Here is a 24,303-nt window from a genome sequence, read left to right as displayed (position 1 = left end):
TAACTACTCTATGGCTAGACTATCCAAACGAGGATTCAATAACGTGGTGATATTCGCCATGCTAGGCATGATTTTCCTGTTTAATCTGGACCGTTTTGTGCCGGATAGTCAGCAGCCAGTGAGCCTACCGCTGCTGCCTGAAAACGCCCACGTGCTTAAGATTGAGCAAAGCGGCTTTAAACTTGAACGGGTGGGTCAGCAGTGGCGCTGGAATGGTGTTAATAACACCCTGAGTAGCACACCCGAGGATCAAATCAGACACTGGCGCAGCGCCGTAATGCAGCCGGCCAAGCCACCTCGCGAGGTCACACAGACCGAACCACTGATAGCCGTAGTATGGATAGCCGGTGCCTCACAGGGACTGGTTTATGCGTTTGTTGGTAAGGATCAAAACCTCTGGGTACAGTTTGATCAGCAGTGGTATACCCTCGACGATGTTCGTTTGTCGCAACTGTTGCCCTGGCTGGGCGATGAGCAGGAAATGTAATGCCTGAGTTACCAGAAGTCGAAGTGAGTCGCCTGGGCGTTGCCCCGTTTTTGGAGGGGCAGACTATCCGCAATATAATTGTCCGTGATCGCCGTTTACGCTGGCCGGTACCAGAATCACTTGCTGATGCGGTGGGCCACCAGGTTAGGGCAGTTAACCGCCGTGCCAAATATCTGCTTATCGAGCTGGACAGTGGCGGCAGGATTATTCTGCACCTGGGTATGTCTGGCAAGCTACGGGTTCTCGATGCCACCGTAGCACCGGTCAAACATGACCATATCGACATAATTCTTGGTAGTGGCAAATGCCTGCGGCTAAATGATCCCAGACGCTTTGGCGCCTGTTTATGGCAAGCCCCCGACGAACCCGCTCCGTTGCAACTGGCTCACCTGGGCCCGGAGCCACTGACAAGCGATTTTGACGCTGAACGTCTGGTGACGTTGTCACGCAATAAACAGGTGGCTATTAAGAATTTTATTATGGATAACGCGGTCGTCGTGGGAGTGGGTAATATCTACGCAAACGAAGCGTTGTTTATGGCCGGTATCGATCCCCGTCGTAAAGTGGGAAAGGTCAGCGCTAAACGCTATAAGTTGCTTACCATTGCCATTAAAGAAGTACTGGCAAAAGCCATCCAGCAGGGTGGTACAACGCTTAAAGACTTTACCCAGACCGATGGCAACCCTGGCTACTTTAAACAGTCTCTGAACGTCTACGGGCGCGCTGGTGAGCCATGCTCCACCTGTGAAACGCCCATTAAAAGTCTGACCATCGGCCAGCGCAATACGTTTTACTGCCCCCAGTGTCAGCGCTAAGCGTTGCCGGTTAGTCGTGTAAACGTTTTTCCAGCGCTGTTTTGACTGCCGGATGACAAAACTGCCCTACATCGCCATGATGCAATGCCACTTCTTTCACCAGCGTAGAGGAAATAAACGAGTTCTCCTCCGAAGGGGTAAGAAAAACACTTTCTAAATCGGGATTTAACCGACGGTTCATATTAGCCAGCTGAAATTCATATTCAAAATCGGCTACCGCTCGCAGACCACGGATCAGAATAGTTGCGTTCTCGGTGCGGGCAAACTCAGCCAGCAAACCCGAAAAGCCGATCACAGTGACATTGTCCAGCTCACTGGTAACCGTTGATATTAGCGAGACTCGCTCTTCCAGACTGAATAACGGCTTTTTACTGGGATTAGCGGCAATCCCCACAATCACTTCATCAAACATGCGTGAGGCCCGCTCGATTAAATCGGCGTGACCATTTGTGATGGGATCAAAGGTCCCAGGATAAATAGCTCGTGTATGCATAATAGATAAGTATTGTTTGATTTAGGAAAACAGTAACCAGATTTCACGCCGGATGCAATTACCATCCGGCTAGCCAGGCTGATTATAACCACTTAGCAGGCTATCCCAGTTATCTGGCTTAAAATGATAACCCTGATACTTGCCCTGTTCCTTGTGTAAGGAGCGATTCAAACGACTCAGATTGCCGGCTTTCCACTGGTCACCGGCCTTCTCTGCACATTTATCAAAATCAATCAGCCAGAGCTTATCGTCCTGATCGATCATAATATTGTGAATGTTAAGGTCGTGATGATAAACCTGATTATCGTGCAACTGCCTGATCAAACGTCCTACTTGTTGCCACAGTTTGGCAGTAAGTGGCTTTGCAAGCAGGTGCTCATGAACTTCACAACTGTGGGGAATACGGGCCATTAAAATACTGGCTTCGTAGCTGATACCATATCGGCTGACGCGTCCGGCCAGCCCTCTGGGAACCGGTAATCCAGCCTGATGCATTTTATTGAGCAGGTTGAGCTCACGATAAGGGCGGGTAGCGGTCAGCCCTCCGAAAATAAACCGTCTTTCAGATACATGCCTGACCAACCCCCCCCGGCAGTAATCCCTCAGCACCATTGGCGCCGGCTCATCAATCAGTACCGCCTGACCACGCCCGCTGTTGGCGGTGGCAGACTGCTGCCAGTGCGCCTGTTGTAACCATTCGAGCGGTGGAATAGGGATCCCGAATGCATCGCACTGGTCGGTGCAAAGTAACAGGGTATCACGGCCTGATGTATAGGTTTCTATGGCTTGCAACGATAATTCTCAGTATTAAGGCTTGTTAAATCATGCTGATTGTAATCAAATTAGCGGGGTTTATCAGTGCTAGTTGGAAGATTCTTTGTCAGGTGTATTAAAACTCCCTCAAAATGCAAGAATATGTATTCTTAGATTGTCTGCCATCGGCGATGTGTGCCATGCCGTGGCAATGGTTAGTCGCATCAGGAGCGCCAGGCCAGATATTCGCATTACCTGGATAATCGGTAAGATAGAGTACCAATTGCTCAACGGTATGGATGGTGTGGAGTTTGTTATCTATGACAAGAAAACCGGCCGTCAGGGGATGCAGGCCATTCGCCAGCAATTTAAAGCACAGCGCTTCGACGTGCTCTGTGTTATGCAGGTAGCGCTGCGAGCCAATTTGCTTTCCCGTGCTATCAGAGCGAAAGTGCGTTTAGGGTTCGATAAGTCCCGCAGTAAAGAAGGTCATAGCCTGTTTATTAATAAACGCATTGCAAAGCAACAACATCCCCATGTACTGGAAGGCTTTATGGCGTTTGCTGATGCCATGGGCATTGAGCCTGTTGACAAACCTGCCTGGCAGTTACCACTGAGCGAGTCTGATCTGGCTAAGGGCAATACTTTACAGCAACAATATGGCCGCTATGCTGTTATCTGCCCGGCTGCGTCCAAGGCGGAGCGAAACTGGACTGCACAAGGCTATGCCGAGGCCGCAAAGCACCTTGCTGATAAAAACATACCGGTATTCCTTTGCGGTGGACCGGGGCCGCTCGACAGAACTATCGGCGATAGTATCCTGGCTGCCGGCGCTCCCATAAAAGACGATCTGATTGGTAAAACCACACTCAAAGAGCTGGCCGGTGTGCTCGCACAGGCCAGTTTGGTTATTGCGCCCGACACCGGCCCTGCCCATATGGCGACGGCCGTGAATACGCCGGTCATCGGCTTGTATGCCCATTCTAATCCGCGCCGTACCGGCCCTTATAACAACCTGGCCGATGTGGTTTCAGTTTACGATCAGTGTATTGAGCAGCAGGCTGGCAAACCCTGGCAATCTTTGCCCTGGGGGCGTCGGGCCAAAGGTGAAGATCTGATGACCATGATCACCACTGAACAGGTTAAAAATGCTATCGATACCCTGCTAAACAGGACCGATAGCGTATAAAGCGCCGCCTTTAGTGCGTTAAAGTTATAATAATAAACACTTTAAAAAAACCAATTTTTTTCTAAACTTGTAAATGGGCTTTTCCAACTCAGGGAAGGCACTTCGCGGCAGGAAGGGACCTACGCAAAAGACTGAATTAGTTAAGGCGTATCTTTGAAAGTTTGGATTTTAAAAGCGTTCTGCTTCAGTGCACTACTGCTCTGCTTAGGAACTGCTCGGGCCGATATACCAGCGCAGCCAATTACGGTACTGGTAAATCAATCCGTTGATATTAATACATTAACACCCGCACAACTTCGTATGATATTTGCCGGGCGTACCCAGTTCTGGCCTGACGGCAGTCGGATCAGTGTCTTCGTGCTGTCACCAAAAAGTGATGTTCATCAGCGTTTTTGCCGAGACTTACTCAATATTTATCCCTATCAACTCGAACGTATCTGGCAGCGTGTAGTGTATTCTGGGCAAGGTGAAGCGCCAGAAATCATTAGTACCACGCAGGCCCTGCAAGACATTATTGGCCAAACGCCCGGGGCTATTGGCTACCTGCCAGTGGCTGAATCGATGAGTGAAAATACCAGGACGATCACCGTGGGAGAGCCGTTATGAAGCATTTTGTGTACAGCGTAGGGTTAACACTGCTGCTCTTTACTACTCATATTCAGGCTAGCCAGGACAACTTTTCCTGGCATGGTTTTGTCGCCCAGGGCATCACCAGCTCTACCGATAGCAATTACATCACCACCGGCAATGAAATCACCACTGAACTAACGGAAATAGGGATCAACGGCTCGTATGTGATTAACCCGTCTTTGAGCGTGTCCGGTCAGTTAGTTTACCTCGACGGCGGCAACCGCTTTCGCCAGGGAACCCGCCTTGATTATTTATTTTTAGACTGGCGCTTAATACGCATGTTTAACTGGCAGGTAAACATGCACCTGGGCCGCTATAAAAACCGCCACTGGTGGTATTCGGCCACGCAGGATGTGCCGCAAACCCGCCCTTCAATTTCACTGCCTCAGTCTATCTACTACGATGGTAACCGTGATCTCGCCCTGAGCAGCGACGGTATTGCCCTGCAGAGCACAAAAACAAGCAGCATTGGCACCTGGGAAGTGCGTTGGAGCTATGGGCGCTCACCACTGGCCAGAGAAGATACCGAAAAGCTGCTAAGCCCACAGGTGCAGGGGCGCGCAAAGCAGGATTTTACGCATCAGTTCAGCACCTACTGGCAGCCGGAGTCGATGCATTGGCAGGTTGGCTTTAGTTTGCTGCAGTCTGAGTTTACCTATGAGCCGGCCGCACTGGATATTCTGCTCAATGGCCAGTCTGATATCGACCGGCTCACCCTGGCCGCCCGTTATGACAGCGAAAACTGGGAGCTGACCATGGAGTTGCTGCGTGACCGCTTGATGTACGAGGGAGACTTCACACAGGGCGTTACCCTGGATGTGGATAAAACCGGCGAGGGTGGATACCTTCAATGGCGCTACTTTTTGCGAAACAATCTTACCGGACTGGTGCGATTTGATACCTACGATGTGGATCGTAAGGACCGGCGTGGCGATCAGCTGGCATTCAATCCATTTGGTGCTATTCCTGAATACTATGGTTATATGGACACACTGACCGTTGGCATGAGCTGGGATATCCGTTCAAATATCAGGCTCAGCGGCGAGTTTTCCCGCACGCACGGCGCAGGACGTCTGACAGCCGTGGTATTTCCTGAAGCGCTGGTTTATGCAAAGCCTTACTGGAATGCCTGGTCTGTACAACTGATGTACTGGTTCTGAGCCGATGAAAAAAACCGTTTCGCTCAGTTACAAAGTCCTGACCATCATGTTGGTAGTGATCATGTTTGTTTGCTCGCTGGTGGTGGGTCTATTACTGTATCAGGCGGCTAATCAGGAGCAACAGCTTAATCAGACGATACTATCGCGTGACGTTACCCGCTATCACCAGTTCTCAACCTTACTCAATGAACGTCTCTCGGTTTGGGTCGAAGGACTCAAGTACATTAACGACATCCCACCGCGTAACACTACCGAGCTGGTGGACACCTTCAGGCGCGCTGAAGATTTCCTGTTGCTTCAGTGGGATGTTAGTAACCTATGGATACTCGACAACCAGCTGCAACTGGTATACCAGCAGGGCGAGATGTTGCCAGACGATGTGCTTGAAATGGTTGAACAAACCCTGGCCGAGGCCCGGCCTGTTAACGGAGTACATTGCCACGTAGTGTGCGAACAGGTTGTCAGCATTCCAGTGATGATCAACCGGCAGACTGCCAATGTAGTGGTAATGAGCACATCATTACAGGAATTACTGGCCTTACTGAGTGAGGCAACCGAAGGCGCCAGTCAGTCAGACCTGGTGCTGGTGAAGCATGCCAGGGGGGCCAGTTCTCAATCCGACCGATACTTCATTAACAGTATGGTTAGCGATAAGCAGGAGCGCTTTATGCGCGATATTCTGGCCGCCATTCCGCCTTCCGCCACTAAAACTAAGCTGATCACCAGCGGCTACGAAGTCAACGTAAAAGGGCGCGCCTACCTTATAACACTATTGCCACTCTATCAGCACAAGTCTAACGGCCATTATCTAATGTTTACCCACGATATTGATGAGCGTAAGCGTGCTTATAAAAGCCAGAACCGGATTATCTTCTTCGGTGGAGTGGGGCTAGTACTGACCTTTGTGTTGTGTATGTTTGTGCTGTTGCGGCGCTATGCGCAAAAACTTACTGCGTTGGCGAACATGCTGCCGTTACTGGCTCAAAAGCGCTTCGAAGAATTCAAAATACAGCAAAAACGCAGCTTTACCTGTAAAAAATGGCTGTTGGATGAGCTCGACACCCTGGGCGAGGCCGCCGTAGAGCTATCCGATAAACTGGAATCACTGGATCAGCAAATGACGGTGAACACCGCCAAGCTGGAAAAGATGGCCATGTTCGACAGCCTGACCGGCTTGCCCAATCGCAATATGATGACCTTTCAGATCAACAAACAGCTGGCGGCACTGCACCGGCAACAGGCGGGTATGGCCTTATTGTTTATTGACCTGGATAACTTTAAAAAGGTCAACGACAGCCACGGCCATCACTTTGGCGATGAAGTGGTGAAACTTGCTGGTGAAAGGCTCTCCAGGGTGATCAGGGAAAATGACCTGATCGCCCGTTTTGGCGGCGATGAGTTTGTCATCCTGGTAACCGGGCTCGATAAGGTTGAGCAGGTGAATATTGTTGCTGACAAGCTCATAGAAGAATTTGTTGAACCTATGTGCATCATTGAACAAACCTTTTATATCAGTATCAGTATTGGCGTGGCTTATACTACCAGCTCAAAAACACGGGCTCTGGAGCTTATGCGCCAGGCCGATACCGCCATGTACGAAGCCAAGCTGGAACGAGGTTCCAGCTACCGGTTCTTTAATCCGTCGATGAATCAGAAAATCGTTAAACAGGTGGTGCTTGAGAACGAAGCCCGTATCGCTTTAAAAGAACAACAATTCTTCCTTGCCCTGCAGCCGCAAATTGAATTGGCCAGCAAGCGGTTAACCGGATTTGAAGCACTGTTGCGCTGGAATCATCCCGAGCGTGGCTTGGTGCCACCAGACGATTTCCTGCCCATGCTCGAGAATACGGCCATGATGTCTGAACTTGATTTTTGGGTCATGGAAAAAGCCATCGAGCTCTTGTCCAAACTAGAAACCAACGGCTACCGCAACGTAAAAATGGCCATTAACCTGTCGGCGGCGCAATTTGCTAACAGCGCCCTGCAACCTTATCTGATGGAGCTTATCGAGTTGCACAAGGTGGACCCGCGCAACATTGAGCTGGAACTCACCGAAACCGTGCTGGTGGCCGATATAGAGCGTGCAGTAGAAGTGATCCAACAGATCCGCGCCCTGGGCTGTAAAATTGCCGTGGATGACTTTGGTACCGGTTATTCATCACTTAGCTATCTGAAAATGATCCCCAGCGATATTATTAAGATTGACCGTTCTTTTATAGCCGGCATGTTGGAGACAGAGAGCGATCGCAATATTGTCAGTTCTACTATCAGTATGGTGCGCAGCATGGGGCAGGAGATTATCGCCGAAGGCATTGAACAGCCTGAGCAGTTATACCAGTTGGCCAATATGAGCTGCCAGTACGGGCAGGGGTATTACATCAGTAAACCTATCGACGAACATAGCTTGTGGGACGTTCTGCAAACCAAGGTCAATCTGGGTCGCTGGCAGCTCTAATCTGCCACCTCTTTGGGTGGTGTCTCGGGGCGTTCTTAAAAGTTTACACTTTGGGCACACAGAAACCCGCGGCCATGCTCGCCGGCATAGGCAGTATCACTGGCTCTTCGGTACAATACGGCTCTTTTATCCAACCCCCTTTGGCCAGGAGTGCTTGCATGTCAGCATCTTTTATTTCTCATCTCGAACAACAGCTTAACGCCACCCGTGAGGATGGGTTATATAAAGTGGAGCGGGTGATCACCACTCAGCAACAAGCCGACATAGCCACCCAGAGCGGTGAGCACGTTATTAACTTTTGTGCCAACAACTATCTGGGTCTGGCAAACCATCCGGCGTTGATTGAAGCAGCAAAGGATGGATTGGATTCCCACGGCTTTGGCATGGCTTCTGTGCGTTTTATTTGCGGCACCCAGGATATTCACAAGGCGCTGGAAGCGAAAATCAGCGACTTTCTTGGTACTGAAGACACTATTTTGTATCCGTCCTGCTTCGATGCCAATGGCGGCTTGTTCGAAACCCTGTTAGGGCCGGAGGACGCCATTGTTTCTGATGCACTTAACCATGCCAGTATTATCGACGGAGTGCGCCTCAGCAAAGCAAAGCGTTACCGCTATGCCAATAATGATATGGACGCGCTGGAAACGCAGTTAAAGCAAGCCCGCGAGGATGGCGCCAGGTTTATCCTGATTGCGACCGACGGGGTTTTCTCTATGGACGGCATCATCGCTAATCTTAAAGGGGTTTGCGATCTGGCGGATAAGTACGACGCCATGGTAATGGTAGATGACTGCCATGCCACGGGGTTTCTGGGCGACAATGGTCGTGGCAGCCACGAATATTGTGATGTGCTGGGCAGGGTAGATCTGATTACCGGTACACTGGGTAAGGCACTGGGTGGCGCTTCCGGTGGTTATACCTCGGGCAGCAAAGCAGCCATTGAGTGGCTGCGCCAGCGCTCACGCCCGTATTTGTTCTCTAACTCCGTGGCACCTCCTATTGTGGCTGCATCGCTGAAAGTATTCGATATGATGGCCGACGGCCATGATCTGCGCGCGCAGTTGTGGCGCAATGCAGAACACTTCCGCAATCGTATGACAGAAGCAGGCTTTACCCTGGCAGGAAAAGACCACGCCATTATTCCGGTGATGCTCGGTGACGCCAAACTGGCTAACCAGATGGCCGAGAAACTGCTGGAGAAAGGTATTTATGTGATTGGCTTCTCTTACCCTGTGGTACCTAAAGGCCAGGCGCGTATTCGTACTCAGATGTCGGCCGCGCACACGCTGGAGCACGTGGATAAAGCGGTAGATGCGTTTATTGAGGTAGGTCGTGAACTGGGAGTGATTGCATGAAGTCGTTGGTAAAACAGCAGCCAACCCGCGGTATCTGGATGCTCGATACCGACGAACCGGTAATGGGTCACAACGACCTGCTGATTAAAATTCGTAAAACCGCCATTTGCGGTACCGATATGCATATTTACCAGTGGGACGACTGGGCTCAGAAAACCATTCCGGTGCCCATGGTGGTGGGCCATGAGTATGTCGGTGAAGTGGTCGACATGGGCCAGGAAGTACAGGGGTTCAACGTGGGCGACAGGGTGTCTGGCGAAGGCCACATAACCTGTGGTCACTGCCGTAACTGCCGGGCAGGTCGTCGTCACCTGTGTCGTAATACTGAAGGCGTGGGAGTTAATCGCGCCGGTGCATTTGCCGAGTACCTAGTGATCCCCGCGTTTAACGCGTTTAAAATTCCGGATAACATCAGTGATGATCTGGCGTCGATATTCGACCCGTTTGGTAATGCTGTGCATACCGCGTTGTCATTCGATTTGGTGGGTGAGGATGTATTGATCACCGGTGCCGGCCCTATTGGTATTATGGCTGCCGCGGTAGCCCGTCACGTAGGTGCCCGACACGTGGTGATTACCGATGTGAATCCTTATCGCTTAAAGCTGGCTGAAAAAATGGGCGTCAGCCGCGCTGTTAACGTGGCTCAAGAGTCGCTGAAAGAAGTGATGAACGGACTGGGCATGACCGAAGGCTTTGATATCGGCCTAGAAATGTCTGGAGTCCCGACAGCCTTTCGCGATATGCTCAATAACATGAACAACGGCGGTAAAATAGCCATGCTGGGTATTCCGCCGCAGGACGTCGCCATCGACTGGAATCAGGTAATTTTTAAAGGCCTGGTGATCAAAGGCATTTATGGCCGGGAAATGTTTGAAACCTGGTACAAGATGGCGAGCTTACTGCAAAGTGGTCTGGATATTTCCCCCATTATTACGCATCAGTTTGCTATTGACGATTTTCAGCAAGGCTTTGATGTAATGGGCTCCGGAGAGTCAGGCAAAGTCATTCTTAACTGGCAATAAGAGTTTTATGCAACCATTCCAACACATTTCAATTGCTGACGTCGCTGCACAGAAAGACGAGCTGGTTATTGCGGATATCCGCGATGCCGGATCGTTTCAGACTGCCCATATGGAAGGCGCAGTGAACCTGAATAACGATAACCTGGCTGCGTTTATGGAAGCCACACCTAAAACCGCGCCGGTGGTAGTGGTGTGCTACCACGGCGTAAGCAGTCAGCAAGCTGCACAGTTTCTGGCCGGTCAGGGCTATGAAAAAGTGTACAGTATGGATGGCGGCTTTGAAGGTTGGCGTCTGGGTCAGCCGGTGGTTAGCGACTAATTGTGGCAACTCCTTTGATTGCCATCAGTCAGCTGCGTTATGCTGACTCCCTGGCCAGTTACCTAAAATCCCAACAGATCCCGGTGCAGGTTCATCATGTGCCGCAAGAAGACCAGTATTTGTTGGTGCTCGACAACCAAGCCGACCAGGCGCGTGCCATGGAAATATGCCAGGCGTTTATTAAGGCACCCAATGATCCCATTTATCAGCAGGCTGCCTGGCAACATTCTGAACGTACCGATATGCCGGTAGAGGCAGCTCAGGGCAACAGCCTGCGCCGCTGGCTGGTTTCATTGCGCCGCGCACCGGTAACTGGTCTTATTCTTATCCTTTGCACACTGATTTTTGCCGCATCACTGGTTGGTTTGTTCCAGCCCATTGCGGCAGCACTGATGATTATGCCGCTGGGAAATTTATTGCAGAATCATGAGTGGTGGCGATTGTTAGGGCCAGCCTTTATTCATTTTAGTGTACTGCATTTTATTTTTAACCTATTGTGGTGGAGCATGCTGGGTTCCCAGGTAGAACGTAAGTTTGGCAGCAGCTTTATTATTATTTTGTTTGTGGTAACAGCGTTGGTCAGTAATCTGGCCCAACTGTTGGTATCGGGGCCGAATTTTGGTGGACTTTCTGGTGTGGTGTACGGCCTGGTTGGGTTTGTATGGATCACCGGCTGGTTACGGCCTCAGTGGGGCCTGTATTTACCCAGGGCCATTGTTGGCTTTATGCTGGTATGGTTGTTGTTAGGCTTTGCCGATGTGTTATGGGTAAATATGGCCAACGCTGCGCACACCGCCGGATTGATTGCGGGGTGCGTAATGGCCTGGTTGCTGACACTGGGCAGTGACAAACCCTCTGCCCAGGGGCTTAGCTGATTATTTCTGATGCAGGTACTTGGTAAAGATAATGTCTTTTATCACCTTGGCACCGGTTTCTTGCAACATATGATCCTGCAGAGCCGCCAGTACCGCACGGCGAATGTCTTCACGGCCGGTGAGTGATTTTACTTTCTCTTCCGGCTGGCGGCCAAAAATCTCAATGGCGGTAGCGCGAAGCAGGGGCATATGGTGTTCAACCAGTTCGAGCTGGTCCACATCATTTACCATAATTTCGATCATCACCCGTACATAGCCCAATTTGGTGGCGTTAGGGCCCAGATAGTTGGTGACAATCTCAGGTTCAATACCAATGTAGGCATAAGACGGTTGATCTTGTGCTGAGGCATTAGAAAAAGGCGTGAGAAGTCCAAGCAATACAATCAGCCGAAGAAACTGCTTCATTAAGGTTATCCATAAAATTCAATTAGCTAAATTCTAGTTGAGACAACCACAGCGCACAACCTACTTTAGACTAAAGGCAGTGAGTGGATTGTCTCGGCAGCGTTGCCAATGCTAAACTTCCGGCGTCTTCACTGCGCGCTGGTATGCCAAAACATGACGCTGACCCTGCAAAATTTTCCTTATTACGCCAAACTCATGCGGCTGGACAAGCCTATTGGTATTTATTTACTGCTGTGGCCAACCCTGTGGGCGTTAATGCTGGCCGCAGGGGGGATGCCGCCGCTGAAAGAGCTGATTTTGTTTTCGTTGGGGGTGGTGGTGATGCGCTCTGCCGGTTGCGTGATTAACGATTATGCCGATCGCCACGTGGATGGGGCGGTTAAGCGTACCAATGAGCGCCCGCTGGTCGCCGGGCATGTTACCGAACGAGAAGCCTTACAGCTGTTTGGTGCCCTGATCCTGATGGCGTTTTTAATTGTGTTACAATTGAGCTGGGCCACTATTTTTCTTTCTGGCGTGGCATTGCTGCTGGCGTCGGCCTATCCGTTTATGAAGCGCTATACCTATTTGCCCCAGGCTGTGCTGGGCGCTGCCTATGGGTGGGCCATTCCCATGGCGGTGATGGCGGTGCGCGGCGATATTCCACAATGGGGTTGGCTGCTATTTATTGCTAACCTGCTGTGGACCATAGCCTACGACACCATGTATGCCATGGTCGACCGCGATGACGATGTGATTATTGGTATTAAATCCAGCGCCATATTATTTGGCCGCATGGATAAACTGATTGTGGCGCTGCTGGAAGTTATTACCTTGTTGCTACTGGCCGCTGTGTTTATGCTTAATAACCTCGGACCGTCTGCTTATGCAGGCCTGGTAGCTGCAGCGGTGCTGTTTATTCACCAGCATTACAGCATTCGTCACCGCCAGCGTGAGGCCTGTTTTAAGGCCTTTTTAGATAATCACTATGTTGGGTTAGTGATTGCGCTGGGGCTGATTGTCGATCTTATCTTGCTCGGCTAACGCTATTTGTCGGCCGCTTGTTCGGCTTCGAGGGCGGCAAGGCGTACTTCCATGGCTTCCAGCTTTTCGCGGGTTTTAATCAGCACCTGGGTTTGAATATCAAACTCTTCACGGGTGACTAAATCCAGCTTGGATAATTGCGCTTGCAACACCTGTTTAATTTTACCTTCGGCTCCTTCGGCCATGTTTTTTACGCCAGGGGGCACCGAGTCGGCGATCTGACGTGCAATATCTTCAAGTTTTTTAGGATCTAACATGGCTTTTCCTTGGCAAATACATAAATTGGCCGGGTTATTCTAAAACACTTGTGCAGCGATGCAATACAATCAGTACTCGGATTCTTAGCATGGGTCGATTACAATACCGCTTTCGCCATTACCAATTCCTTTTGTTGTTGAGAATACCCCTTAATGAAGCTTAATCCCGCCCAAGAATCTGCTGTTACCTTTGTATCCGGCCCCTGCCTGGTGCTCGCCGGTGCTGGCAGTGGTAAAACCCGGGTGATCACCAACAAGATTGCGCACCTGGTACGCCAGTGCGATATGCCGGCCCGCTACATAGCTGCGGTAACCTTTACCAACAAAGCCGCGCGGGAAATGAAAGAGCGGGTAGCGCAAACGCTGGGCAAAGTGGAAGCCCGAGGTCTTAAAGTGTCTACTTTCCACACCCTGGGCCTCAATATTATTAAGTCGGAAGTAAAAGCACTGGGCTTAAAAGCCGGTTTTTCACTGTTTGACGATAAAGACAGTATGGCGCTGCTGAACGATCTGACTACTGAAACCCTCGACGGCGATAAAGATCAGCTCCAACTGCTGCAAAGCTGTATTTCCAACTGGAAAAACGATTTGTTAACTCCCGAGTTACTGTTGAAACGAGCTGTGAGTCAGGGGGAAAAGGAATTTGCCGAATATTATCAGCAGTATCAGAACCACCTGCGTGCCTACAATGCGCTGGATTTTGATGATCTGATCATGCTACCCACTTTGCTACTTAAAGTGGATGAAAAGGCCCGAACCAAATGGCAAAACAAAATCCGCTACCTGCTGGTGGATGAGTATCAGGATACCAACACCAGTCAGTACGAACTGGTAAAGCTGCTGGTGGGCGAAAGAGCCCGGTTTACCGTGGTAGGCGATGACGACCAGTCTATTTACTCCTGGCGCGGTGCGCGGCCGCAGAACCTTAATTTATTGCAGGAAGACTTTCCCCGTTTGCGGGTCATTAAACTGGAGCAGAACTACCGTTCCTCGGGCCGTATTCTGCACTGTGCGAATATTCTTATTCAGAATAACCCGCACATGTTCGACAAAACCCTGTTTTCGGCGCTGGCCTATGGCGAGCCGTTACGGGTACTGATGGCCAAAAACGAAGAACACGAAGCAGAGCGCGTGGTCGCCGAGCTGCTGGCCCATAAATTTACCAATCGCACCGGCTTTAAAGATTACGCCATTTTATACCGGGGCAATCACCAGAGCCGCCTGTTTGAAAAGCTGCTGATGAGCAACCGTATTCCCTATAAAATCAGTGGGGGGATGTCGTTCTTTGGTCGTACTGAAGTCAAAGACATCATGGCTTACCTGCGCTTACTGGTAAATCAGGACGACGACAACGCCTTGCTCAGGGTGATTAATACACCCACCCGCGGCATTGGCCGCGCCACCCTGGAAAAGCTGGGTAACTTTGCTAATGAGCTGGGGGTATCGATGTTTGAAGCCGCCTGCCACGATAACCTTAATTCGGTCCTGAGCGGCAAAGGCTATTTAGCGGTGCATAACTTTGCGCGCTGGATTGTGTCGCTTTCAGACGAAGCGGTGCGCGGCGATACGGCTGCAGTACTGAGAAACATGATCCGCGCCATGAGCTACGAAGAGTGGCTCTATGAGCACAGCACCAGCCCGAAGGCGGCTGAAATGGCCATGGCTAATGTAAGTACCCTGTTCGGCTGGGTAACTGACATGCTTGAAGGCGATGAACTCAACGCGCCTATGACCCTGCCAGAGGTGGTTAACCGCTTAATCCTGAGAGATATGATGGAGCGTGGCGAAGAAGAAGCCGAAGCCGATCAGGTGCAGCTCATGACATTACATGCCTCAAAAGGGCTGGAATTCCCCATTGTGTTTCTGGTGGGCATGGAAGAAGGCTTGCTTCCTCACCAGAGCAGCATCGACGAGGATAACGTAGAAGAAGAACGCCGCCTGGCTTACGTAGGGATCACCCGAGCTCAGCGAGAGCTGATTTTTACGTTGTCGAAAGAACGCCGTCAGTTTGGCGAGATCATTCTGCCGGAGCCCAGCCGGTTCTTATTCGAGTTGCCTACCGACGATCTGGAATGGGAAGAGAAAAAACGCAAAGTCACCGCCGAGGAACGCCAGCAAAAAGGCCAGGCGAGTATTGCCAATATCCGCGAAATGCTGGGTAAGTCTTAGACGTTCGACTGATTGAGCGCCGGCAGCAACTGTGAGCTTTCCAGATACTTGCCCTGCCCGTAAATACATTCTATTTCGGTTAACGCCTCAAGCTGTGAGTGGCTGTCGATCCCTTCGGCAATCACGTCAAATTTGAGGTGCCCGGAAATCAGCATGACCGACTGAATCAGTTTTAAGTTGCGCAGCGAACGGGGCAGCGATTTAATAAACCGATGGTCAATCTTAATGTAATCAAACGGGTACGAGAATAAATAACTCAGTGAAGCCAGGCCGCTACCAAAGTTATCGAGCACCAGGGTTACGCCAGCGCGCTTAAGCTTTTTAATTGCCGGTAAAATATATTGCGAACGGCGGTTCAGATCGTTTTCGTCGAATTCAAATACCAGTGCCGCAGGCGATACGCCGGCTTCATTGATTACATTCAGAATTTTTTGTACCAGTGAACTCTGCAATAGGTGGTTAATCGACATGTTCACCGCAATTCTTGGCTCGTAATCGAGCGGGGCGGCATCGGGCCAGGTTTTCAGTAACTCGCAGGCGGCGCGTAACTGATACATATCCAGTTCCAGAATCAAACCACTTTGCTCAGCCACCTGGCGGAACTGTTCGCGGGAAATTTTACCTAAGGAAGGGTGCACCCAGCGTACATAAATCTCGTGATAGAGCGGCTGGTTGTTGGTGAGATTAATAACCGGCTGCAGGTAGCACTCAAATTCCCGATCGCGCAGGGAGCGACGAAACTCATTTTCCAGCTCAAGCTCTTCAAGCAGGCGCTCACGCATACTCTTATCAAATATCACCAAACGGCCACGGCCCAGCGACTTAGCCTGATACATGGCGGCGTCGGCGTCGCGGATCACCTCATCGGCGCTGCGGTAGTAGGTTTCCACATGGGCGATACCAATACTGGCGCCGGAATACATTTCTTTGTCGTCGAGAATAAACGGCTCGGAGATAGAGTCGATAATGCGCGCCGAGATTTCTTCCACATCAGAGGTATATTCAAAGTTATCCAGCAGTAACACAAATTCATCGCCACCGTGGCGGGCCAGTAAATCGTGGCTACGAATACATTTGATAATGCGTTTAGATACCTCAATTAAAAACTCGTCGCCGGCGTGGTGGCCCAGGGTATCGTTAATAATTTTAAACCGGTCGAGGTCGATAAACAGTACTGCAAACAGGTTTTCCGGGTGGCGCTGTTTATTGGCAATGGCCAGCTCCAGACGGCTGGCAAACATCGAGCGGTTGGGTAAGTCGGTCAGGTTATCGTGATGGGCGTCGTGAATAAGCTTATGCTCAATTTCTTTACGCTCTTCTATTTGCTGGCGCAATACAGCGTTTGCCCGATTAAGTTCGGTGGTGCGCTCTTTAACCCGCTCTTCAAGCTGTTCGCTGTAAGCATGCATGGCCTCGGCGCGGAATTTACGTTCCAGGGCAACGGCAATATGGTGCGACACAAAGCGCATGAGCTCTAAGTCGCGCGGCGTATACTTTGCCGACTTACCATAGGTTTGTACCGCAATAACGCCATACACCTCGCCATCGATGATCAGCGGCGAACCCAGCCAGGAGTTGGCCTGCTTTAAGATTCGCTGGGCTACGGTAACGTCGATTTCGCCGTCTTCAGTGAGCGATAAAATGCGCGAGGGATCAATCAGCTCCGCCTGACCGCGGCGAATAACAAATTCCGTTAAGCCAAAGCCTAAGGGGCGGGTGCCCGGTGTATCATCCTGGGTGTCACTGAAATACGGAAAATTCAGAAACTGCTTACTTTCGTCAAGGATCGCAATGTAGCAGTTGGGCGCGCTGATCAGCCGGGCAATAATTTCGTGCAGACTCGAATAAAAGGTATCCATGTTACGGCTGGCGTTGGCCGACAACTCGGATATTTCAAACAGTGCCTGCTGTAGCGCCTCGACTTTCTGGCGCTCAAGAATTTCTTCCTGCAAATCGTCGTTAATCTGACGTAACTGGCGGGTACGCTCACGAATGGTTCGCTCGGTAAGCTCGCGGTTTTTAACTCTGTCGACGGTGGTCACAATGTGTTGGGAAACAAACAGCAACACTTCCAGATCTTCCTGGGTGTAGCTCACATTATCATCGTAGGTTTGTACCACCATGGCACCAATTACCTGGCTACCGCGTTTAAGCGGTGCGCCCAACAGCTGGTGGGGCTGACTACCGATAAGCTCTATATTCTGGTTTTTATCAAACTCATCTTTGTTTTCGTTGCGATAGAAAACGTGATTACCCGATTCAAGAATATAGCCGGTAAGGCCTTTTTTTAATTCCTCGGCAGGCAACTGTTTGACCACTTGTTCGTCGAACTCATCAACAAAGTAGGCCATGTCGACCATGCTGGTATCAGGCGAATAAAAGGCAACAAAGAAGTTTTCTGCGTCCATGAAGTCGGCAATGATTTCATGAATAGCAGGATAGAGACGCGACAGGTTGCTAATGGAACTAGCCAACTCTGATATGTTAAACAATGCTTTTTGAACGCGTTCAGCACGTTTATATTTATCAGTTAATTGCTGCAGCTGCGGGATAAGCTCTCTTAATTCCGCTTCTGACAACTCATATTTTGTTGGCTCAGATGACATAAAATATAGCAGCCGACAATCCGCTGGAGTAAAAGGATAAACTTACTCTATTGTGGAATATTTTGCCAGAGCTTTGGGGGGATTGTATTCACCAACAACCTGCTGTTTTGGTATCGAAATGCGCCGAAGTTGCATAAAACGTGCAGGTTGTCAGTGATTCAGAACATTATAGTTCTGATGTCATGTACTCAATGGCTGCTTTGATATCATCATCGCTACAGCTTGCACAGGTACCACGAGGCGGCATAGCATTAAAGCCGTTAATCGCGTGAGATAATACGGTATCGAAACCCTGATCCAGACGAGGTGTCCAGTCAGCCGCGTTGTTTACTCGCGGTGCACCTAATACGCCCGCTGCGTGACACGCCACACAGGCTTTATTAAATACGTCTTCACCAGACATCGCACCCGCAGGGGCTGCCGCTGCCGCGCCAGCTACATGCACAGAGCCAACTGGCTTAATACGCTCTTTGATCGCCTCGTCTGACATTTCCTGAGCGTTTACCGCAAAAGCTGCCAGTACTACAGCGCCCATACCTAACCACGTTTTTAATTTCACAATCGTCTCCAGGCAATTTTGGTCTGAAAAATAAATAATCCGCATGATTATAAAGGTTAATCCAGCCGCGACAACTGTTTGAGACTAATTGATTAGTCCTTATCCGACAAAAAGTGCATAAAAATCGACTTTTTGCCGTATTGCCGCTGTATTTTTTATTTGTTACTGAGCAACTGGCGATTTGGATGAGGTATCAGCCAGTAACTGGGCCATAGCAATATCGAGCAGCTGTTGCATTTTTTTGCCAGCCCGGCCAACGCCGGCCTCGCTGTTGCCTTTCACCTCAGTTTGCACCGCCAGGGTAAACTCACGCCGGGGGCCATCAATAAGCGGCAGTATCACATGCGCGAGCAACACCGTTTCGCTTTGTCCGCGGGTTTCACTCGGGCCCGCGCCAATTTTCTGAAAGATACGCCAGTTGCCGCTGGTATGGTTGTCTAAAACCGACTTAGCCGATGCCGTTGATGCGGGTTCAAGCGCGTTAGCAATGGCTCTGGCCAGCAATACGCCAATACCCGCCTGCATGCCACCGGCTTCTATTACCGAATTACTGTGGCCATTGGCATACAGCAGCATTTCAAGGTGCGAGTGGGTAAACCCCGGCAGGCGGGTTTGCACCTGGCTACTATGCGTTACCAAACGCTTTAAAAACTCCGCCTGGGCCAGTGTGGTCATGGGCTTATTGCCGGTTATGCCACATTCATCGCACCGATAAGTCTGGTAGAATGGATCGTCGCCCGCCTCAGGATACGGCGTTACTGCCACCGTTTCTGCCGAATTAAAGCGCCATTGTTCACTCGCAGGTTTAAACGCGGTAGGCCCATAAGCCCCGCGAAAGCGCACCGCCGGATTAGTTAACTTCAGCCAGTTTTCATGAAACAAACCGGTTAAATATTCCCGCCCGGCAATATTGGCAAAATAGGTAGCAATCGCATTGGAATTCCCATCTGCCTTGCCCGACGGCGCATAGCTGTTAATGCTGGTAATTAAGTCCGCCAGGCGTACATCACCCACCTGCGTAGACGCATCAACCTCACGGCCTATCGTTGCCAGCGCGCCGGCAAACGCCATGATTTTTGATGAGCTCCACGGCTCATACAAAATATTCTGGGTATTGGCATTGGCCAGGTAGCGGAATCCGGTGCCTTCAGGCGTGGGCCCAAAATCGATAACAGTAATTTTTCCCAACGACGCAGGTATCTCAAAATATGCCCAGTTACTGGCAACCCGCTCTTCCCAGCCTAGAGCGGTGCCGGTTTGTTCAACGGTTAAGTACTTGCCTTCAGGGCTGTTGCCAATCATTAACTTGCCAGGCATATACGGAGGGCAGTTAACGTTTTCACCAGGCGAGCAAGTGCCCGGTAATACCGGTGGTGCGCTAAAGACGTTATGGTAAAAATCCAAATCACTCTGCTCATCAGCCAGAGCAGACAGAGAAACCAAAGTACTTAGAAAAAAGAAGAAAATAATCCGCCAAACTCGAGACATACACATCACATCCTTTATTATTAAACCCAGACTAAGCCAATTCAGAACGCGAAGCAAAAGCCAAATTTGCTGGTTTTTTAAACATCAGCACCGGCATTTTCATTTTTTACTGTAAATTAACCAGATGAACTCCTATAATGCGCCACTCAAGACGGTTCCACACCGTTTGCAAAGTACGCACCCGTAGCTCAGCTGGGTGAGTACCGGTCGCCAAAGGCGATTCGGGGTGACTTAACGTCACGCCGAAAGGCACGCAACGCCGCAACAGGACGTTGCGGCTGGAATGACCCACCATGGACGGGTCAGAAAAAAGTTTATAAAGTACGCACCCGTAGCTCAGCTGGATAGAGCGTTGCCCTCCGGAGGCAAAGGTCATAGGTTCGAATCCTATCGGGTGCGCCATTTTTAAAGGGCTGTAGCCCGATTTCTCCCCTCTGAAAATATACTTTTTAAAATATGTAGCAAATGTGTAGCAGATGTTTGTGCCTGTTTTTGCTTTTTGTTTCAATTGATATTATTACTGACATTTTTATAAGGAAATAATATGAGCGCAGAATCACAAATATTAAGAGGTCCAATTAGTGACATCTACTCTCAAATAAAAGAAAAGGTAAAAGTTCATAGAAGGCCAAGGGAAGAAAGTGTTTATCAGAAAGGGTTGTCCATTTTAAATGTGAAAACCATTTGGCAAACTGATAGAGCAGTTAGTCTGGCTAACTTTTACTATCCCTCAAAAGTGATCTGGGACGATCAAAAAATTCAAATTAATTCAGTTAATGACTTTCCGCAAAGGCAAAAGCTTGTTATTCAGGGTACTGCTGGGCAAGGAAAGTCGATTTTTCTAAGGTATTTAACTGGCGAAGAACTTAGAGGGGGTAGCCAAATACCAATATTTATCGAATTAATGAAGGTTTCTGATAAATACTCTTTAGAAAAACTGATTTCAAATGCACTAACTGAGTATGGTTTGAGTTGTAGAGAAGATGAGGTTGAAGCCTTTTTGGGAACTAACAGGTTCACTTTATTGTTTGACGCATTTGATGAACTACCTGTAGAGCATATTAAGGATACTTTGTCATACATAGAACATCTTGCATCTAGGTTTAGTTCTCTAAAGATACTCATAACGTCTAGACCAGATTTTGATATTCAAAATTCTGTTTATTTTACGGTCTATGACCTTGCTCCTATTTCAAAAGAGGACTTTGAGCCAATACTAGGTAAGTTTTATAAAAAAGACACTGCAGAAATCCACAAAATTTTGTCATATCTCGACGGTGAAAGTTTTCAAATAGCTTCGTTAATAACTACCCCGCTGTTATTGACTCTTTTATGTATTACTTATAACAGCACACATAAAATTCCTTCCTCCCCTTATGAATTTTACCAAAAATTATTTCACCTATTAGCTGAAAGACATGATTCTACAAAACCTGGCTTTAGGAGAAGCTTTGCTTCCAAATTGACCATAAATCAACTTGAAAAGCTATTTGAAGCATACAGCTTCTTTTGTATGAAGACAGACTCAAAGACTCTTGCGATTCACGATGCCATAGAAAAAGTGCGTGAAGCTTCAACCTTTTGTAATGTTTCCCCTGCTTCAGAGTCCGCTTTTTTAAATGATTGTGTAAAAAATACATGTCTGCTTTTAAAGGAGGGCTTTGATTATCAATTTATCCATAAAAGTGTCATGGAATATCATGCTGCTAGCTTTTTAAAGAATTCAGACTCTGAAATTAAACTAAAATTCTATGCTGCGGCTGTAGAGAAATCAGACGTTTATAGCGAGGAGCTAAAGTATCTCTCTTTTATTGATACTGAAAATTACGAAAGATATTTTTTAGCTCCATTCTATGAGTATTTATTAGAGCTTGCAGGCTTTGATGGTGAAAATTGTGAAGGCGAGTTGTTTTACCCTTCGTCTTTTACAGTATGGTTTCAAATTTACAAAGATAAATTACGCCTACGACGTTTATCTCGAAATTTTCATCCTGAGCATATACATATTCCTAGAATGGATAATAATCTAAACTATTGTTTTATAAGTGCATTGGAAGATTTTTTTGATGAGCTAGAGTTTGATGAGAAGGAACGAGTTTTCTCTTCAAATTCATCAGTTTCAGAATTACAGAGCTTAGTAATAGAACAGGAAAGGTTCGAACATATTGATCTCTTCAAGCTGGAAGTTATTGACCTGAAAATAAAGAGGCTTGAAGAATTGCTAAGTGGATTTCTAAATAACGAATGCAATGAATTAAAATCGCGGTTAAATGCTCTTCAATATAAGATTGATACTAGAGATAAAAATATAAAAGATTTAGATTTTTAACCTTTAAATTTTCATAGTACACTTATTTACAGAACTCCAAGTAAAAGCTAATTCGCCGCCAGCATTGCTGGCTGGCTGACATATTCAACTTGCCAGGTGTGCCAACGGGTGAGAATTTCTTTCCCTTTGTGAATGATTCCCTTTAATTTCCTGGTTATAAGCCCGTCATACCAGCTTTGCTTGATCTGTCCTGTTTCTGGGTTCACTTCCTCCTTGTATAGCGGCCTCACAGCTTGCTCAGTGCGTTTTACGAATAATCCGCCCATCAGCTCTAGTGTCCACTTCCCTTAAACTGAGACAGACTTAATTGGAGTTTTCTGCAATGATTGTATCCGTCCGGCAATACCACCTAGCGCTTATCAAACTGCCATGGTAGCAGTTGCTCGATATCGGCGTCGGGCTTGCTGACTTCATCAAGGCATGTCATTACATACTCGAACACATTGAGGTCGTTGGCTTTTGCGGTTTCAATGATGCTATAAAGCACCGCACTGGCATTTGCGCCCGTGGCGGTTTGGCTAAACAGCCAGTTTTTTCTGCCGATGACGAACGGTTTAATCGCGCGCTCAGCGCGATTATTATCTATATTCAGTAATCCATCGAGTGTGTAGCGTGCAAGCTTTTCCCATTGGTTTAAGCAGTATTGTATCGCTTCACCTAATTTGGTTTTCGGCAGCACCTGTTGAACCGATTTCGCTAGCCATGTATGGAGCTGATTGAGTAACGGCAGGCTCTTTTCTTGTCGGGTGAGGTAGCGTTCTTCCACCGTTTTATCTTTTAACTGGGTTTCGATGCGGTAGAGTTTTTGGATGTGATTGAGTGCCCAATCCGCTTTGCCACTGCCTTTTTTACCCGCGCCTTTCTTCGCTTCCATAAACTTACGGCGGGCATGTGCCCAGCACCCGACGAGTGTGGCTTGCGTTTGCTCGTAGCCTTGATAACCATCCACTTGTAGGTAACCGTTATAGCCATCAAGGAAGTCTACCGCGCATTGCCCAGCTCGACTATTGTGATAGTCGTAGAGCACGATGTTAGGTATCGCTGTATCGGGGATATTACCGCTAGGTGAATCAGCGCCACTGGCATATAGCCACATATAGCTATTCACTTTCTCAGACTCAATCACCTTCAACGTGGTTTCATCCGCAGCGATAACCGGTTGTTGCAGCAGGTGTTGATGAAGTTGGTCATAAAGGGGTTTAAACAACTCAGCGCAGCGGATTATCCAGTCCGCCATCGTCTTACGGCTGAGTTCAATACCATGCTGCTTAAACATGGCCTCTTGACGATAAAGCGGTAGCCCATACTGATATTTGCTGGTGATGATTTGCGCTAATAAGCTTGGCGTTGCATAACCTTTTGGGATAACGCAGTGAGGCACAGGAGCTTGCTTTACCTTATTGCTGATACCGTCGTTCTCACAAGTACGGCACGCATATTTAGGGCGAACATGCTCAATCACTTTGACCTGAGCAGGGATAAACTGAAGCTTCTCTGACTTATCTTCACCGATGCGATGTAATTCACCCGAACAACAGCCACAGATTTTTTCTTCATCCGTAATATCGTGAACGATAACCTCACGGGGAAGGTCTTTGGGTAGCGGTTTACGTACCGGCTTTTTACGGGTGTAGCTAATCGTTTCTTCGGCGGTTTCAGCCTCAACAACCAGTTCTTCCGCTTCATTGAACAACTCACCTTGCCCAGGGTGGCCTTCGGTGCTTTTACCAAACTGCTTATGCTGGGCAATACGAAACTGCTCTTCAAGGTATTGATTACGAGACATGACTTGCGACAACATCTTTTTCAATGTTGCTGGATCGTCGGGTAAGTTTTCGATATCAATATTCATGACGTTATTATCATGCAATAAGCCACTGATTACCCGACATTATTAAGACCGTTTGGTGATCG

The 24,303-nt window shown here is 48.7% G+C and carries 22 protein-coding genes and 1 tRNA gene; 14 read left to right on the top strand and 9 right to left on the bottom strand.

Translation table 11 applies throughout. The annotated features are described in order from the left end of the window. Positions 1–10: 10 nt before the first annotated feature. Positions 11–487 carry a hypothetical protein gene (locus AC2T0J_RS06580; RefSeq protein ID WP_489809348.1) on the top strand — a complete coding sequence of 159 codons (477 nt, stop codon included), beginning with the start codon at positions 11–13 and terminating at the stop codon, positions 485–487. Continuing rightward, positions 487–1,302 carry a bifunctional DNA-formamidopyrimidine glycosylase/DNA-(apurinic or apyrimidinic site) lyase gene (gene mutM, locus AC2T0J_RS06575; protein ID WP_489809347.1) on the top strand — a complete coding sequence of 272 codons (816 nt, stop codon included), beginning with the start codon at positions 487–489 and terminating at the stop codon, positions 1,300–1,302. The genes AC2T0J_RS06580 and mutM overlap by 1 nt, the downstream gene beginning before the upstream one ends. A 10-nt stretch (positions 1,303–1,312) precedes the next feature. On the opposite strand, the gene coaD is transcribed toward mutM, so the two are convergent. After that, complete coding sequence (coaD, locus tag AC2T0J_RS06570; RefSeq protein WP_489809346.1) at positions 1,313–1,795, bottom strand: pantetheine-phosphate adenylyltransferase; 483 nt, start codon at positions 1,793–1,795, stop codon at positions 1,313–1,315. A gap of 69 nt (positions 1,796–1,864) precedes the next feature. Next, positions 1,865–2,587, bottom strand: coding sequence for a 3-deoxy-D-manno-octulosonic acid kinase (locus tag AC2T0J_RS06565; RefSeq protein ID WP_489809345.1), 723 nt, complete (start codon positions 2,585–2,587; stop codon positions 1,865–1,867). 136 nt (positions 2,588–2,723) lie between these two features. Here AC2T0J_RS06565 and AC2T0J_RS06560 point away from each other — a divergent pair, with 136 nt between their 5' ends. The 8 genes from AC2T0J_RS06560 to glpG all read left to right on the top strand — a co-directional run bounded on the left by AC2T0J_RS06560 (position 2,724) and on the right by glpG (position 11,553). After that, positions 2,724–3,737 (top strand): glycosyltransferase family 9 protein, encoded by a 1,014-nt coding sequence (locus tag AC2T0J_RS06560; protein ID WP_489809344.1) that lies wholly within the window; start codon positions 2,724–2,726, stop codon positions 3,735–3,737. A 153-nt stretch (positions 3,738–3,890) separates the two neighbouring features. Then, positions 3,891–4,343 carry a substrate-binding domain-containing protein gene (locus AC2T0J_RS06555; RefSeq protein WP_489809343.1) on the top strand — a complete coding sequence of 151 codons (453 nt, stop codon included), beginning with the start codon at positions 3,891–3,893 and terminating at the stop codon, positions 4,341–4,343. Beyond that, positions 4,340–5,527, top strand: a complete 1,188-nt coding sequence (locus AC2T0J_RS06550; RefSeq protein ID WP_489809342.1) for a hypothetical protein — start codon at positions 4,340–4,342, stop codon at positions 5,525–5,527. Before AC2T0J_RS06555 ends, AC2T0J_RS06550 begins: the two co-directional genes overlap by 4 nt. 4 nt (positions 5,528–5,531) lie before the next feature. Next, positions 5,532–7,982, top strand: coding sequence for a putative bifunctional diguanylate cyclase/phosphodiesterase (locus AC2T0J_RS06545; RefSeq protein ID WP_489809341.1), 2,451 nt, complete (start codon positions 5,532–5,534; stop codon positions 7,980–7,982). A gap of 158 nt (positions 7,983–8,140) precedes the next feature. Then, positions 8,141–9,337: a glycine C-acetyltransferase gene (gene kbl, locus AC2T0J_RS06540; protein ID WP_489809340.1), complete on the top strand. Its 1,197-nt coding sequence runs from the start codon at positions 8,141–8,143 to the stop codon at positions 9,335–9,337. Continuing rightward, positions 9,334–10,359, top strand: coding sequence for an L-threonine 3-dehydrogenase (gene tdh, locus AC2T0J_RS06535; RefSeq protein WP_489809339.1), 1,026 nt, complete (start codon positions 9,334–9,336; stop codon positions 10,357–10,359). Before kbl ends, tdh begins: the two co-directional genes overlap by 4 nt. 7 nt (positions 10,360–10,366) lie before the next feature. Next, positions 10,367–10,678 carry a thiosulfate sulfurtransferase GlpE gene (gene glpE / locus AC2T0J_RS06530; RefSeq protein ID WP_489809338.1) on the top strand — a complete coding sequence of 104 codons (312 nt, stop codon included), beginning with the start codon at positions 10,367–10,369 and terminating at the stop codon, positions 10,676–10,678. A gap of 2 nt (positions 10,679–10,680) precedes the next feature. Beyond that, positions 10,681–11,553 (top strand): rhomboid family intramembrane serine protease GlpG, encoded by an 873-nt coding sequence (gene glpG / locus AC2T0J_RS06525; protein WP_489809337.1) that lies wholly within the window; start codon positions 10,681–10,683, stop codon positions 11,551–11,553. Here glpG and AC2T0J_RS06520 read toward each other — a convergent pair whose 3' ends face one another. Continuing rightward, positions 11,554–11,958, bottom strand: coding sequence for a flagellar basal body-associated protein FliL (locus tag AC2T0J_RS06520; protein WP_489809336.1), 405 nt, complete (start codon positions 11,956–11,958; stop codon positions 11,554–11,556). A gap of 153 nt (positions 11,959–12,111) precedes the next feature. Between AC2T0J_RS06520 and ubiA the strand changes: the two genes are divergently transcribed. Continuing rightward, entirely contained in the window at positions 12,112–12,981 is an 870-nt protein-coding gene (gene ubiA, locus AC2T0J_RS06515; RefSeq protein ID WP_489809335.1) for a 4-hydroxybenzoate octaprenyltransferase, read from the top strand. Between the two features lie 2 nt (positions 12,982–12,983). On the opposite strand, the gene ubiK is transcribed toward ubiA, so the two are convergent. Next, complete coding sequence (gene ubiK / locus AC2T0J_RS06510) at positions 12,984–13,238, bottom strand: ubiquinone biosynthesis accessory factor UbiK (RefSeq protein ID WP_489809334.1); 255 nt, start codon at positions 13,236–13,238, stop codon at positions 12,984–12,986. A 153-nt stretch (positions 13,239–13,391) separates the two neighbouring features. On the opposite strand from ubiK, the gene rep reads away from it, so the two are divergent. After that, complete coding sequence (gene rep / locus AC2T0J_RS06505) at positions 13,392–15,407, top strand: DNA helicase Rep (RefSeq protein WP_489809333.1); 2,016 nt, start codon at positions 13,392–13,394, stop codon at positions 15,405–15,407. Here the strand turns inward: rep and AC2T0J_RS06500 are convergent. The 3 genes from AC2T0J_RS06500 to AC2T0J_RS06490 form a co-directional block, all read right to left on the bottom strand. Then, positions 15,404–18,013, bottom strand: a complete 2,610-nt coding sequence (locus AC2T0J_RS06500) for an EAL domain-containing protein (protein ID WP_489809332.1) — start codon at positions 18,011–18,013, stop codon at positions 15,404–15,406. The two genes, rep and AC2T0J_RS06500, sit on opposite strands and share 4 nt — an antisense overlap. Before the next feature lie 166 nt (positions 18,014–18,179). Next, a complete protein-coding gene (locus AC2T0J_RS06495) occupies positions 18,180–18,572 on the bottom strand; it encodes a c-type cytochrome (protein WP_489809331.1) in 393 nt (130 codons plus the stop codon). 162 nt (positions 18,573–18,734) lie between these two features. Further along, the gene (locus AC2T0J_RS06490) at positions 18,735–20,060 is read right to left on the bottom strand and encodes a hypothetical protein (RefSeq protein WP_489809330.1); all 1,326 of its coding nucleotides are present in this window, start codon (positions 20,058–20,060) and stop codon (positions 18,735–18,737) included. A gap of 325 nt (positions 20,061–20,385) precedes the next feature. Between AC2T0J_RS06490 and AC2T0J_RS06485 the strand changes: the two genes are divergently transcribed. Further along, positions 20,386–20,462 (top strand) — tRNA-Arg (locus AC2T0J_RS06485). A gap of 142 nt (positions 20,463–20,604) precedes the next feature. Continuing rightward, complete coding sequence (locus tag AC2T0J_RS06480) at positions 20,605–22,389, top strand: NACHT domain-containing protein (RefSeq protein ID WP_489809329.1); 1,785 nt, start codon at positions 20,605–20,607, stop codon at positions 22,387–22,389. 47 nt (positions 22,390–22,436) lie between these two features. On the opposite strand, the gene AC2T0J_RS06475 is transcribed toward AC2T0J_RS06480, so the two are convergent. Together AC2T0J_RS06475 and tnpC are read right to left on the bottom strand one after the other, a co-directional pair. Then, on the bottom strand, positions 22,437–22,655 hold the full coding sequence (locus tag AC2T0J_RS06475) for a hypothetical protein (protein ID WP_489809328.1): 219 nt from the start codon (positions 22,653–22,655) through the stop codon (positions 22,437–22,439). An 83-nt stretch (positions 22,656–22,738) separates the two neighbouring features. Continuing rightward, positions 22,739–24,241, bottom strand: coding sequence for an IS66 family transposase (tnpC, locus tag AC2T0J_RS06470; protein WP_489806275.1), 1,503 nt, complete (start codon positions 24,239–24,241; stop codon positions 22,739–22,741). Positions 24,242–24,303: the final 62 nt, after the last annotated feature.

It is taken from the genome of Alteromonas sp. ISO5, from assembly GCF_058105165.1.
Note: the sequence above shows the minus strand (reverse complement) of the source record. Positions and strands in the feature narration are given on the sequence as shown.

Coding starts and splice junctions, on each gene's coding strand:
- tdh (WP_489809339.1), top strand. CDS start 9,334: ATGAAGTCGTTGGTAAAACAGCAGCCAACCCGCGGTATCTGGATGCTC.
- AC2T0J_RS06480 (WP_489809329.1), top strand. CDS start 20,605: ATGAGCGCAGAATCACAAATATTAAGAGGTCCAATTAGTGACATCTAC.
- AC2T0J_RS06545 (WP_489809341.1), top strand. CDS start 5,532: ATGAAAAAAACCGTTTCGCTCAGTTACAAAGTCCTGACCATCATGTTG.
- kbl (WP_489809340.1), top strand. CDS start 8,141: ATGTCAGCATCTTTTATTTCTCATCTCGAACAACAGCTTAACGCCACC.
- AC2T0J_RS06550 (WP_489809342.1), top strand. CDS start 4,340: ATGAAGCATTTTGTGTACAGCGTAGGGTTAACACTGCTGCTCTTTACT.
- AC2T0J_RS06500 (WP_489809332.1), bottom strand. CDS start 18,013: ATGTCATCTGAGCCAACAAAATATGAGTTGTCAGAAGCGGAATTAAGA.
- ubiK (WP_489809334.1), bottom strand. CDS start 13,238: ATGTTAGATCCTAAAAAACTTGAAGATATTGCACGTCAGATCGCCGAC.
- AC2T0J_RS06580 (WP_489809348.1), top strand. CDS start 11: ATGGCTAGACTATCCAAACGAGGATTCAATAACGTGGTGATATTCGCC.
- mutM (WP_489809347.1), top strand. CDS start 487: ATGCCTGAGTTACCAGAAGTCGAAGTGAGTCGCCTGGGCGTTGCCCCG.
- AC2T0J_RS06520 (WP_489809336.1), bottom strand. CDS start 11,958: ATGAAGCAGTTTCTTCGGCTGATTGTATTGCTTGGACTTCTCACGCCT.
- glpE (WP_489809338.1), top strand. CDS start 10,367: ATGCAACCATTCCAACACATTTCAATTGCTGACGTCGCTGCACAGAAA.
- ubiA (WP_489809335.1), top strand. CDS start 12,112: ATGACGCTGACCCTGCAAAATTTTCCTTATTACGCCAAACTCATGCGG.
- AC2T0J_RS06475 (WP_489809328.1), bottom strand. CDS start 22,655: ATGGGCGGATTATTCGTAAAACGCACTGAGCAAGCTGTGAGGCCGCTA.
- rep (WP_489809333.1), top strand. CDS start 13,392: ATGAAGCTTAATCCCGCCCAAGAATCTGCTGTTACCTTTGTATCCGGC.
- tnpC (WP_489806275.1), bottom strand. CDS start 24,241: ATGAATATTGATATCGAAAACTTACCCGACGATCCAGCAACATTGAAA.
- AC2T0J_RS06490 (WP_489809330.1), bottom strand. CDS start 20,060: ATGTCTCGAGTTTGGCGGATTATTTTCTTCTTTTTTCTAAGTACTTTG.
- coaD (WP_489809346.1), bottom strand. CDS start 1,795: ATGCATACACGAGCTATTTATCCTGGGACCTTTGATCCCATCACAAAT.